We start from the raw sequence: 12,414 nt of genomic DNA on the forward strand, positions 1-12,414 counted from the left end.
CCGCTGGTGAAAGGTTGCAACGGCATCCTCGCCCTCACCGCCAAAGAAGTGTCCGAAAATCAGGAATCACCCTGCATCCGTTGCGCCAGTTGCGTGCAAGCCTGCCCGTGCGGGCTGTTGCCGCTGGACATGGCAGCCAATGCCCGCGCTGGCAACCTTGATGCCGTCACCAAACTGGGGCTGATGGATTGCATCGCCTGCGGCTCATGTTCCTACGTTTGCCCTGCGCACATCCCGCTGGTGCAATATTTCAACTACGCCAAGGGCGAACTTGCCAGCCGCCAACGCGCCAAGCACAAACAGGACGAAACCAAACGCTTGATTGAACAGCGCAATGAACGCATGGCAGCGCAAGAACGGGCGAAGAAAGAAATGATGGAACGCCGCAAGCGCGAAGCTGCCGCCAAAAAAGCTGCTGCCGCAGCCGCCAAACCCAAACAGGAGGCCAGCGCATGAGCCTGTTGATTTCCAGCCCGCACACCCATTCCGGTAAGAGCGTCCAGAACACCATGTTGCTGGTGATGCTGGCACTTGCCCCCGCGACCGTTTTCGGTTTGTACCTGTTCGGTTTGCCTGCCATCAGCCTGTTTTTGATTACCATCCTCGGCTGCGTGTTGGCGGAGGCGATGGCGCTGAAAATCATGGGCAAGCCCGTCGGCAAATACCTCAGCGACGGTTCGGCGATTCTCACCGGCTGGTTGCTGGCATTGAGTTTGCCGCCGACTGCGCCTTGGTGGATTGGGCTGCTTGGCGCATTCCTCGCCATCATTATTGGCAAGCAAGTGTTCGGCGGCATCGGACAAAACCTGTTTAATCCGGCAATGGTGGCGCGGGTGGCGTTGCTGATTTCGTTCCCGCTGGAAATGACCACGTGGGTAACGGTCGATGGTGTGAGTGGCGCAACGCCGTTAGGGCATATCCGTACTGAAACGGGGCAAGGGCATACCTTGTCGAGCTTTGCCGACAGTTTGCCGAGTGTCAGCGACATGGGATTGGGGATGATGGGCGGCAGCATGGGGGAAACGTCGGCGATCTTGTTGTTACTCGGCGGCTTGTTCCTGCTGTGGAAACGCATTATTACCTGGCACATTCCAGTCTCCATGATCGGCACACTGTTGGTGTTGGCGGGCATTATGCACGCTGTCAATCCCGACGTTTACCCCGGTGCGGAAGTGCATTTGCTTGCGGGGGCTACTTTGCTGGGGGCATTCTTCATCGCTACCGATTTGGTTACGTCACCTGTGTCAGCTACCGGGCAACTGATTTTCGGCGCGGGCTGTGGGCTGCTGGTGTACGTGATTCGTACATGGGCGGGCTACCCCGAAGGCATGGCGTTCGCCGTTATGTTGATGAATGCGCTGACCCCACTGATTGACCACTATTTCCGCCCACGCATTTACGGACGTGACCGCAAGGGCGAACCGCTCAACTATGCCAGCGGGGAGAACAAATAATGACGACTGAAGCCAAAACCCCGTTACTGGAACGCATTCCTTACCAAGCGATCTTGCTGGGTGCGTGTGCCGCGATTGCCGCCGCCTTGCTGCTGGGCGTAGATAACGCCACCCGCGAACCGATTGCGCAGCGCAAGATGGAAGACCTGCAACAATCGCTGGCGCAAGTCGTGCCGGATGATTTGCACGATAACAATATGGTGGCAAAGCCGCTGCTACTGACGGGGGAGGATGGCAAAGAGATCAAGGTTTATCAAGGCACAAAAGCGGGCAACGTCACCGCGCTGGTGTGGGAAACCGTCGGCTTCGGCTACGCGGGCGAAATCCGCACCATTATCGCACTTGACCCACAAGGCAACATCCTCGGCACGCGGGTGTTGTCGCACAAGGAAACACCGGGGCTGGGCGACAAGATCGAAGCTGCCAAGGCTGACTGGATAACCAAGTTCACCGGGCTGTCCTTAGGCAATCCGCCCGAAGACCAGTGGAAGGTGAAAAAGGACGGTGGGCAATTTGACCAGTTCAGCGGTGCAACCATTACCCCGCGTGCGGTGGTGAAAAGCCTGCACGCAGCCTTGCAATTCTTTGAGGCACACAAGACCGAACTGCTGGAGGTGAAACCATGAGCGATTACAAACGCATTGCCAAAGATGGGCTGTGGGACAACAACGTGGTGTTTGCGCAAGGGCTGGCACTGTGTCCGGTACTCGCCGTGACCAGTTCTGCCACCAACGGTTTGGGCATGGGGCTGGCAAGTACGGCGGTATTGGTGATGTCGAATTTGCTGGTGTCCTTGATCCGCCAGTGGGTCAGCCCTGCGGTAAGGATTCCGGTTTATATTGTGTTGATTGCCACACTGGTGACGCTGGTGGATATGGCGTTGAATGCGTGGGTGCATGAGCTGTACAAGGTGCTGGGGCTGTTCATCGCGTTGATCGTGGTCAACTGTGCGATTTTGGGGCGGGCGGAATCGTTTGCGTCGAAGAATTCGCCGATTCCGGCGGTGTTTGACGGGCTGATGATGGGGTTGGGGTTTACGTTGGCTTTGGTGATTCTCGGTGGGGTGCGTGAAGTGCTGGGTAGCGGTACGTTGTTTGCCAGTGCGTCCTTATTGCTGGGCAAGGCATTTTCCTTTATGGAGCTGACCATTATTCCTGATTACAAGGGGTTTTTGTTGATGATTTTGCCGCCGGGTGGGTTTATGGCGCTGGGTTTCCTGTTGGCGGGGAAACGGGTTTGGGATGCGCGGATGATGCGCTTGTCGGTACAGCGGGGTAGGGGCGACCGGTCGGTCGCCTCTACAGAAGTGGGGGGTGCGGTATGAATGTGGGGATTGCTTACGCGGATAAGTTCAAGCAAACGTGGTTGAAGCTGGAAGTGCCGGATGGCAGCACCATCAAGGAAGCGCTTGAGTTTTCGGGTTTGCTCAAGCAGTTCCCGGACATTGATTTGGAAAATCAGGCAGTGGGAATTTTCGGCAAGATCAGTAAGCTGGATACTAAGGTGGTGGATGGCGACCGGGTGGAGATTTACCGCCCGATTACGGCTGACTCGGAGACGGTGGAGCGGCGTGATCGCAATAATGATGACGAATAGTGAGCGATTTGCCATGACCGATAATTTGTCAGACAAGATCAATGCCGCCGCGCCGCAAGCCGCGAATATTTGTGCGGAGTTGAACCGGCAAATCCTCAAGTTGGGTTTCCCGCCCGAACGCGCTGACGTGACGCTGGGTAGCCATGTGCAATACAGCCTGCAACGCGACACGTTTTCGGGGCTGGATTCGCTGCTGGGGGTGTGGATGCACCCCACCAGCGGCTACAAAACGGGGACGCTGCTGTTCCATGCAGATGGCACGTTCTTTGCCGAATACGACGTGTTGCAGCCGCACCCGACCAAGTGCCAGTGGTTTGTGGAGGCGGTGACGGTGTGGGGCAAGAGTGACGACATCAAGGGCGACCCGCGTTTGTTGCCTGCGCTGGGGGAGTAGTATGGCTACGGGCGATTTCGCCCTGTAAACCATTGAGAAACGCCTTGCGTAATGCCGCGTTCAGGCTTGTAGAGACTTGCGTCTCTACGGTGGTGGGTGTTTCCGATTCGCGGTATTCCAGTACAATTTCTGCACCATCTTTCACCACGTCCTCTGTCACCACACACCGCACCACGTTTTCTTCCGATGGCAAGGTAAACATCAGTTTGCGCAACAGCGTTTCCAACACCCCGCGTAAACCGCGTGCGCCCGTGCCATGCGCAATGGCCTTCTGCGCAATTGCCCGCAATGCTTCGTCGGTGAACTCCAGCTCGGCATTATCCAGCGCGAACAGTTGATGGTATTGCTTGGTCAGCGCGTTTTGCGGTTCGGTGAGGATGCGTACCAGCGCGTCTTCGTCGAGTTCGTGCAACGCGGTGATGACCGGGAAACGTCCGATGAATTCGGGGATTAATCCGAAATGGCGCAAGTCTTCCGGCTGCACTTCGCTGAACAGGCGCAGCTTGTCGGCTTTGGGGTCATCCGGCGTGTGCGTGGAGTGGAAACCGATGCCTTTTGCGCCCGGTTTCAGGCGTTTTTCCAGCAGCTTTTCCAAGCCGGAGAACGCGCCGCCAACGATGAACAGGATATTGCGGGTGTCGAGCATCACCGGGGCTTGGTCTTTGCGACCTTTGGCGGGGACTTTGACGGTCGTGCCTTCGACCAGTTTGAGCAGGGCTTGTTGCACGCCTTCGCCGCCGACATCGCGGGTTCCGTGCGAGTTTTCACCGCTGCGGGCGAGTTTGTCGATTTCGTCGATGTAAACGATGCCCCATTCCGCCAGTTCCTTGTTGCCGTCGGCACTGTCAAGCAGGCGGGCAATGATGCTTTCCACGTCTTCACCGACGTAGCCTGCTTGCGTCAGGGTGGTGGCATCGGCAATGACGAACGGTACGCCCACGATCCGCGCCAAGGTGCTTGCCAGCAAGGTTTTGCCCGTGCCGGAAGGCCCCAGCAGTAGGATGTTGGATTTGTCGAGTTCGACGACCGATTTGTCGGCGCGGGTGCAAATGCGCGGCTTGTCGGTTTCCAGATTGAGGCGTTTGAAATGGTTGTAAACCGCGACGGCAAGGGTTTCTTTGGCGGTGTCTTGCCCGATCACGTAGCCATCGAGGATTGCTTTGATTTGCAGCGGTTTCGGCGGGGTTTTGAGCGGTTCGCTCATGCTGCGTTTGCGGCTCCAGGTGCTGATGACTTGGTGGGCAAGGCGCACGCAGGCTTCGCAAATGTGTCCGTTCATCCCGGCAATCAGCGGGATGTGCGCGGTTTGCTCTTGTCCGCAGAAGGAACAGGCGGCTGTTTTATCGCTCATGGGGATACCTCCGGGGTGGTGGCTTGCAATTGCTTTAACCATTCTTTCTGGCAGTTGCGTTGGGCGCGTTCTTGCAACTGGGTACGGATTTGCGCTTTGGCTTTGGTCAGGGAGACTTGTTGCGCGGGGTAGATGTGTTCGCACAGCAACAGGTGGAAACCGAGTTCGGTTTCGATGGGGGCGCTGACTTGCCCCGCACTCAGGGCGAACAGCGCGGCATCAAGTTGTGGGTAGAGTTTGCCGTAGGGCAGGTTGCCAAGTTTGCCGCCTTCCATCGCGGTGGGGCATTCCGAATATTGGCGTGCCAGCTTGCCGAATTGTTTGGCATTGCCAGTGGCTTGCGCGGCAATGCTGCGGATACGTTGCAGCACGGTATCGTACTGGTTGTCGACGTAATCGTTGTTGACGGTGATGAGGATTTGCCGCACCAGTCGCGTTTCCGGCTGCATGAAACGTTCGCGGTTCATCTCGTAGTAAAGCTGTACGTCGATGTCGCCGATGGTGATGCTGCGGGAGGCGACTTTTTGCAGGATGCCATCGAACAGTAACTCGCGTTGCAGGGCTTGGCGCAGGGTGTCGGGGGTTAAACCGTTCTGGCTGAGGTCGATGGTGAAGTCTTCGTCGTTGGGGTAGCGGTCGGCGATTTCTTGCAGTGCCATATCGACCCGTTCGGGCTGGATGAGGATTTGGCTGGCTTCGGGGCTTTGCAGGGCGAGTGATTCGAGGTGAAAACTGCGGTCGGCGCGTTGACAGACACGGTTGAATTCCTTTTCGTCCAGATGCGGCAGGTTTTTCTGGAAGGCTTCCAGTGCATTGCGTAGCAGGTGGTAACGGTAAGCGGGCGGCTTGCCCATGATGGCGAAGCTTAGGTTAGGCATCGGGGACTTCCTCCAGCAGCTTTTCGGGGACTTGCAGCGTGCGACCGGGGAAGCGTACATGGTAGGCGAAGCCTGTGGGTAGGCCGCTGATCACTTTGAGGATTTCGCCGACATCACCGGGGTTGGCAATGACTTCGCCCTCGATGGCGAGGGTGACTTTGGTGGTCACTTTGTCGCGGAATTGGTAGAGGCTGGGTTCCCACGGGTCGTCGCCGCCGATCAGTTCTTCTTCGCGGCAACCGACGGTTTTTTGTTCGTCGAGGAAATGCACCGAGTAGATGATCTGGTCTTGCAGGAACGTGCCGACATCGCGCACGTAGCCGACACTGCCACGCCGCACCAGCATATTGCCGATGGCAGCACCGTAAAACGTGCCGTCGTCACGCACGTTGCGGATCACGCGCACTTTCGCGCCGTATTCGTATTGGGGCATGGCGTTACCCCTTCCCGAACAGGCTTTCCAGCGGGACGAAAGCGGTTTGCGGCTCGTTCATGCGGTAGATTTTCAGCACTTTTTCGGTCTTGGCATCAGAACCCACGAAGTCAGTATACGCCTTGGTGAGCAGGCGGGTGTATTGCTCGCGCAAGGCATCGTCGTCGCTGGCGACTGGCTCTTTTGTCAGGTAGTTGTGGAAGCGTTGCAGGATGTGCAGGCGGTTGACATGCACCACGGTCTGGTCAAACGCGATGTCGAAGTAGTTGAGGAAGTCTTCCGCGCTGACCAGTTCTTCGAGGTCGAGGGTGAGGTCGGTATCGGTCATGTCGTGCTCCTTGTGCCAAATGAGGAAGATCAAGCAAAGGGCGTGCCATGTTGTGGAATCACTGATTATTCAATTGTTTGGGGGTTATTGGTGTGGGGTTTGTAGGATTTGAAACAGAGGGTGGCGGCGGTGGATTGTGGGGAAAGGGACATTCATAAATAACCCGTAGGGTGGGTGGAGGAACGATACCCACCATCTTCGGGGATTATCGCCGTTGCGGTGGGTATCGCTTGCGCTCCACCCACCCTACATTAGTGGCATTGGGCGCTATGCTTACATTCCCCGCAAAAATCGGGCAAACTCTGGCTTGTTTTCGGGGCAATAAACGGGGTTATTCATGGATGTGCAATTACAAATCCGTCACATCGGCTATCAGGATGATAAGCCTCGATTCGTCGTAGTGCGTGGCAGTGACATGAAGTGGGGATCAGAAACCGCACTCACTCCGCCTGAGCAGACGATTGTTCCTGGTCGCCCCAACAATAACCTCCAGCAGGATTTGCGCTGGTATCTGGAACAGTTTCTGGAGTTGCCACTCGGCGCGTACCTCGATACCGCAGAGCGGGTACAAGCTACTTTGCAGGAATGGGGTAGCGCCTGTTTTGATAGTCTTTTCCAGAAACAGGCGCGGGATTGGTTTCAGGATGCCCGTCGTCAAGGCTTGGAAAACCTGACCCTGAAAATTGCCAGTAACGACCCGCGTGTTTTGGCATGGCCTTGGGAAGTCCTGCACGATCCTGAAGGCGGCACATTGGCGCACCATTGCCGGATTGAACGCCAGTTGAGCGAGTTACATGATCCGCTACCCTTACCTGCCAATCTGCCCAAAAACCGCATCAATATTCTGTTGGTGATTGCCCGCCCTTACGGTGACAAGGATATCGGCTTTCATGCTTTGTCGCGTCCGTTGGTGGAACTGACCAAAGCGCAAAACTCCCCCGTGCATATCGACGTATTGCGCCCGCCCACGTTTGACCAGTTGCGCCAGACCTTGCGTGACAAGCCGGGGTTTTACCATATCGTGCATTTCGATGGGCATGGCGGTTATGGCACGCCGGGGCATACTTCGCCCCATGCGTTCAAAGGTATGCAAGGGATGCTGGTTTTTGAAGATGACCATGCCGAACCTGCAAATGTAGACGCGGGTGTACTCAGCCAGTTGATGGCGGAACACCGCATCCCGATCATGGTGCTGAACGCTTGCCAATCCGCCAAAATTGATGAGCAAGCGGATGATGCGTTTGCCTCCGTAGCGGCGGCTTTGCTGAAAGCGGGTATCCGCAGCGTGGTGGCGATGGGCTACAACCTGTACGTCAGTGGTGCACAGCAGTTTGTGCCTGCGTTTTACCAGCGTTTGTTGAGTAGCGGCAATGTCGCGGAAGCTGCCCGTGCTGGGCGACAGGCGATGCTGGCGCATCCTGAACGAGTTTGTGTGTTGGGTGAACACAACTTGCAGGATTGGTTAGTTCCCGTGTTGTACCAGCAGTTGCCACCGGGAGAGGCGGTGCTGCCTAATATTCAACGGTCTGCCCCAGCTTTCGTTTTTCCGGGGCAAAGTGAAATCGAGTCTCCACTGCCCGAAACGGCACAATATTTGGGTGACTACGGTTTCATCGGGCGCGAACGGGCAGTACAGGCATTGGAACGCGCCCGTTTGCAGCAGCCACAAGCCGCTTTCCTGATTCATGGCATGGCAGGCATCGGCAAAACTACCTTGGCGAAAGGCTTCCTGCATTGGTTGTATGACACCAACGGATTGGCGCATGAGTTGCCCAATGGGGGCGTATTTTGGTTCAGCTTCGAGGCTATCCGCAATGCCGAATATGTCATTAATGATCTGGTGGATGCGTTGTTTGGCACGAATGCCCGTGCTGCTTCGCTGGAACAAAAGCTGACGGCATTGGTGCAAGCCTTGCGTGACCAGCCGTTTTTATTGGTATGGGACAATTTCGAGTCCGCCTCCGGTATTGCGGGCACGGAAGTGACCGCGCTGCTGAGCGACGATGACCATAGTTTGCTGAAAAAACTACTCAAGCAACTGCGCGGCGGCAAAACCAAAGTGCTGATCACCAGCCGTTCACCGGAAAACTGGCTGACCCCACAGGAATGTTACCGCCTGCCGCTTTTCGGCTTGCAGGGCGAAGAATTGTGGGAATACTGCAATGCGGTGGTGCGCGATCTGGGCTTGAAAATCGACCGCAAAAATCAGGATTTTCTTGCCATCATCAACGAACTCGACGGGCATCCGTTGGCTATCCGTGCCATTTTATTGAAATTACAGGACTATTCCGTATCCGCCTTGTTAAAGGAACTTCGCGAGGAATTTGCAGGGTCATCAGAGGATGAAAGCGCCAAGCGCATTGCTGTGGCACTGGAAATCTTTGGGAAGGATTTTCCAGAGGAATTTTTCCCTGCGTTGCAAGTGATTGGTCTGCACGTACATTACGTGAACCGCGATTTTATCCAAGACATACTACAAGAAGCAGGTGATAGAGCAGATTGGCTATTGCTCGAAGGCTGTTTTCAACCACTAGAAAATGCTGGTGTCCTTCAGTCTGTGGGGCGAAATATCTACCAGATGCATCCAGCCTTGCACAGCTACTTGAGTAGTAAACATCCGGCACACGAGGCACTACAACGCGCTTTCGTCGATGTCATGGGTCGTTTTGCCGACGAGCTTGCACCGAAACAACTGCATGAACAGCGTGTTCTTTTTACTCTGCACACTGGTAGCCTCCACCATGCTTTGGCATTGGCGCAAACCTTGAGTATGGATAGGGCTATTGCCGCCCTAATCCAGAGCCTCGCTGTTTACGCCCAGAATACCCGTGACTACACTGATGCCAGCCGCTTGTTTGAAAAATTCGCTGTTGAAGGTAAACGAACCAGCAACCTAAAATGGGAAGCTGCGGCCTACCACCAACTGGGAAGAATTTCTCAAGCGCAACGCGACTATGCGGCGGCGGAACGCTGGTACAAGCAGTCTTTGGTGATTAATAGAAAACATGGCAACGACCACAGCGCGGCGAGTACCTACTATCACCTAGGGGTGGTCGCCGGAGATCAACACGACTATGCAGCAGCAGAACGCTGGTGCAAGCTGTCACTCTCGATTTCGGAAGAACACGGTGACGACATCGGTGCGGCAATCGCCTACCACCAATTGGGCAGGATCTCTGAAGATCAACGTGACTATGCGGCGGCGGAACGTTGGTACAAGCAATCGCTTACGATCAAGGAAAAACACGGTGACGACATCGGCGCGGCAATCACCTACCACCAATTGGGCAAGATCGCTGGGGATCAACGTGACTATGTGGCGGCAGATGATTGGTATCGGAAATCGCTCGCGATTGAGGAAAAATACGGCAACGAACACGGCGCGGCGAGTACCTACCACCAACTGGGGATGATCGCCGAAGCTCAACGAGACTATGCAGCAGCGGAACGCTGGTACAAGCAATCACTGGCGATCGAGGAAAAATACGGCAACGAACACGGCGCGGCGAGTACCTACCACCAATTGGGGATAATCGCCCAAGAGCAACGTGACTATGCGGCGGCAGAACGCTGGTACAAACAAGCGTTACCTATTTGGGAAAAGCTCGGCATTGAATATCATGCGGCGAGTACTTACTACCAACTGGGACAACTTGCCCGTTTGCAACAGTCCTCTTTAGAGGCGACTAGCTGGTATCTGCAAGCCCTGCCGATTTTTTTGCGCTATCAGGATAATCACAGCTTTATGGTCGTAGCTCGCAATTATGCACTGGCAGTACAAGCCACTGCCCCCGCCACCCAATCCATCCTGCGCCAACACTGGACGGAAGCCGGACTCGACCAAATCGTTACCCTCGACCAACTGGAACAACAACTGCAATGACAACACCTGAACTTCCCCCCGACCAATCCCAACAAATCCTCGCCAGCAGCAAATCCCGATTTCGCCGATGCCGCCAGCACGCCCTGCTTAACAAGGTGTGAGTAAATAATATGCTTAATGATAAGTGGGGAATTTTAAGGCATCACGAAGAAAACTATGGAATTTTACGAAATACGTGTTTTACACATTCAGAGGAGTATGAATTTGAAAGGTTATTGAAAAGTTCAATTTCTCTCAATGCTAATTTCAAAATAAAAATAATTGTGGGAATTCCAAAGTTATCAGTTAAGAAAATACATGGACTGATTGATACATTTAAATCAGAAATATCTGAATTTAATTCGTTGAGCTTGCAAGAAAAAAATAATATTGAAACTCTTATTAAAGAAAAAGAGTATGAATGGAAAAAAATAGAGATTTACTTAGAAGGATATCTATCAATGCATATGAATACAGATAATAACCGTAATATGACACCCTCTTCGATAAAGGGCCTCATGGAAAAAATGGTCAAAGGACAAGGTGAAGCTGCCAGAAGTATAGCTACATTGCTTTATTATCATAATGCAGTTTCCACTGCATATACACTAAATCATACCTTGCCATTCAAAACTCCTGCACCTATTATGATAATAGGGGGTACAGGAACTGGGAAATCATTTATGTTAGAGGTGGGTTGTGATATTGTTGGTTTACCTTATATGCATGTAGATTGTAGCTCACTCGTTTCCACTGGCATTGTTGGAAATACAGTCGATGATATACTGAAAAATCTTCTCAGAAAAGTGAACTATAATATTAAAAAGGCAGAAACGTCTATTGTTTTATTTGATGAAATAGATAAATTACTTTCCCATCATGATGGGCAATCTATTTTACATCAGCTTTTGCGAATTATTGAGGGTTCAATTGTTCCTATCGACGATCACAAGTCCGAAGAAAGGCTTAAAGAAATAAAAAACATCTCAACACATCAGATGCTGTTTATATTTGCCGGATCATTTCAAAAAGTTATCGATTAAAAATCTAACTTTTTGGATGATAACAACACAGTTATTAATATTAGTGATATTGAAGAAACAGGATTGCCGAAAGAGCTTTTGGGTAGAATTAACAAGATAGTTACTCTCAATTCTCTTACTAGAGAAAATTACAAGGAAATTTTGTTAAATAGTCGAAACTCTCCGCTTGAGCAAATAAAATCAATGATAGAAATAAATCAACAAGATTTTTTAATTGATGATGTTATTATCGAGTCAATTCTTGATCAAGCGGAAAATTCTCCATATGGTGCTAGATCACTCAAGCAGATTATATGGAATCATTTTGAATCAATTTTATATGAAGCGCCTAATTATCAAACCCCAGTAGATCATAAGCCAGAGTGTTGGGTTAATGCAATTATCAAGTTTAATCATACGAACAAAACACTCAGTGTGAAAAATAGTGAAAAAGAAGCCGTAGCAACTACGCCAACAGCTACAAAATTGTTAAATACTCTACCTAACTCCATCAAGCAGAAAGTGATGAATGGTCAACTCATTAGAGTGACTGCTTATGTGGAAAATGGGGATCTGGTAAAAATTAAAGCATAATGACACTTAAATCACTCTGCACCGACGTGACAGAATGCTAGGCCAGACCAAACCATTACCCTCAACCAACTGGAGCAACAACTGAATGACAACGCCTGATCTTTCCCTCGAACAAGCACAGCAAATCCTACAAATAATTGCCACCAGTAACCCCGATTTCGCTGCTTTCCGCTCTGATTTCACCGATGCTGCCAGCAACGCCACGCTACCAGTGGACGTACTGACCGACACACTCGCCGTATTGGGCGAAGACCCGCAAACAGCCGCCGCCATTGAAGCCCTATGCAACAACCCGAACGCCAGCAAAAGTTTTGTCACCGGCGGCGAAGTTGCCCTCTACCTTGCCGTCGCTTTCGTGCTGCGTACCCACATCAAACTAGAACGCACCGCCGCTGGCAAATGGAAATTCCTCATCGAAAACAAACCCGGCGATAGCAAATTGCTAGCGGGGTTGTTGAAGAAGTTGGAAGAGTGGATGGGCGGAAATAGTCCGTAATGGCTG

The 12,414-nt window shown here is 52.7% G+C and carries 14 protein-coding genes; 10 read left to right on the plus strand and 4 right to left on the minus strand.

Going from position 1 to position 12,414, the window contains the following annotated elements; genetic code table 11:
• Positions 1–6 precede the first annotated feature (6 nt).
• The 6 genes from HMY34_RS20235 to HMY34_RS13160 are packed head-to-tail and all read left to right on the plus strand — an operon-like array spanning position 7 to position 3,444.
• Positions 7–456: a 4Fe-4S dicluster domain-containing protein gene (locus HMY34_RS20235; RefSeq protein WP_228287854.1), complete on the plus strand. Its 450-nt coding sequence runs from the start codon at positions 7–9 to the stop codon at positions 454–456.
• Positions 453–1,454: an RnfABCDGE type electron transport complex subunit D gene (locus tag HMY34_RS13140; protein ID WP_202715924.1), complete on the plus strand. Its 1,002-nt coding sequence runs from the start codon at positions 453–455 to the stop codon at positions 1,452–1,454. Before HMY34_RS20235 ends, HMY34_RS13140 begins: the two co-directional genes overlap by 4 nt.
• Entirely contained in the window at positions 1,454–2,080 is a 627-nt protein-coding gene (gene rsxG, locus HMY34_RS13145; RefSeq protein ID WP_202715925.1) for an electron transport complex subunit RsxG, read from the plus strand. Before HMY34_RS13140 ends, rsxG begins: the two co-directional genes overlap by 1 nt.
• Positions 2,077–2,778, plus strand: a complete 702-nt coding sequence (locus tag HMY34_RS13150) for an electron transport complex subunit E (RefSeq protein WP_202715926.1) — start codon at positions 2,077–2,079, stop codon at positions 2,776–2,778. The genes rsxG and HMY34_RS13150 overlap by 4 nt, the downstream gene beginning before the upstream one ends.
• The gene (locus tag HMY34_RS13155) at positions 2,775–3,050 is read left to right on the plus strand and encodes an RnfH family protein (RefSeq protein ID WP_202715927.1); all 276 of its coding nucleotides are present in this window, start codon (positions 2,775–2,777) and stop codon (positions 3,048–3,050) included. Before HMY34_RS13150 ends, HMY34_RS13155 begins: the two co-directional genes overlap by 4 nt.
• A complete protein-coding gene (locus tag HMY34_RS13160; RefSeq protein WP_202715928.1) occupies positions 3,037–3,444 on the plus strand; it encodes a hypothetical protein in 408 nt (135 codons plus the stop codon). The genes HMY34_RS13155 and HMY34_RS13160 overlap by 14 nt, the downstream gene beginning before the upstream one ends.
• On the opposite strand, the gene clpX is transcribed toward HMY34_RS13160, so the two are convergent.
• The 4 genes from clpX to nifW are packed head-to-tail and all read right to left on the minus strand — an operon-like array spanning position 3,404 to position 6,434.
• Positions 3,404–4,795 carry an ATP-dependent Clp protease ATP-binding subunit ClpX gene (clpX, locus tag HMY34_RS13165; RefSeq protein WP_202715929.1) on the minus strand — a complete coding sequence of 464 codons (1,392 nt, stop codon included), beginning with the start codon at positions 4,793–4,795 and terminating at the stop codon, positions 3,404–3,406. The two genes, HMY34_RS13160 and clpX, sit on opposite strands and share 41 nt — an antisense overlap.
• Positions 4,792–5,673 (minus strand): nitrogen fixation protein NifM, encoded by an 882-nt coding sequence (gene nifM, locus HMY34_RS13170; RefSeq protein WP_202715930.1) that lies wholly within the window; start codon positions 5,671–5,673, stop codon positions 4,792–4,794. Before nifM ends, clpX begins: the two co-directional genes overlap by 4 nt.
• On the minus strand, positions 5,666–6,106 hold the full coding sequence (locus tag HMY34_RS13175) for a nitrogen fixation protein NifZ (RefSeq protein WP_202715931.1): 441 nt from the start codon (positions 6,104–6,106) through the stop codon (positions 5,666–5,668). Before HMY34_RS13175 ends, nifM begins: the two co-directional genes overlap by 8 nt.
• 4 nt (positions 6,107–6,110) lie before the next feature.
• On the minus strand, positions 6,111–6,434 hold the full coding sequence (gene nifW / locus HMY34_RS13180) for a nitrogenase-stabilizing/protective protein NifW (RefSeq protein WP_202715932.1): 324 nt from the start codon (positions 6,432–6,434) through the stop codon (positions 6,111–6,113).
• 337 nt (positions 6,435–6,771) lie between these two features.
• Here nifW and HMY34_RS13185 point away from each other — a divergent pair, with 337 nt between their 5' ends.
• The 4 genes from HMY34_RS13185 (at position 6,772) to HMY34_RS13200 (ending at position 12,408) form a co-directional block, all read left to right on the plus strand.
• Positions 6,772–10,317 carry a tetratricopeptide repeat protein gene (locus HMY34_RS13185; protein ID WP_202715933.1) on the plus strand — a complete coding sequence of 1,182 codons (3,546 nt, stop codon included), beginning with the start codon at positions 6,772–6,774 and terminating at the stop codon, positions 10,315–10,317.
• A gap of 110 nt (positions 10,318–10,427) precedes the next feature.
• Positions 10,428–11,339 (plus strand): AAA family ATPase, encoded by a 912-nt coding sequence (locus HMY34_RS13190; protein ID WP_202715934.1) that lies wholly within the window; start codon positions 10,428–10,430, stop codon positions 11,337–11,339.
• Between the two features lie 12 nt (positions 11,340–11,351).
• Positions 11,352–11,912, plus strand: a complete 561-nt coding sequence (locus tag HMY34_RS13195) for an ATP-dependent Clp protease ATP-binding subunit (RefSeq protein ID WP_202715935.1) — start codon at positions 11,352–11,354, stop codon at positions 11,910–11,912.
• 85 nt (positions 11,913–11,997) lie between these two features.
• Positions 11,998–12,408, plus strand: coding sequence for a hypothetical protein (locus HMY34_RS13200; RefSeq protein ID WP_202715936.1), 411 nt, complete (start codon positions 11,998–12,000; stop codon positions 12,406–12,408).
• The last annotated feature ends 6 nt before the right edge of the window (positions 12,409–12,414 follow it).

The sequence above is a fragment of the Thiothrix subterranea genome, from assembly GCF_016772315.1.
In the GTDB taxonomy this organism is placed as follows: Bacteria; Pseudomonadota; Gammaproteobacteria; order Thiotrichales; family Thiotrichaceae; genus Thiothrix; species Thiothrix subterranea.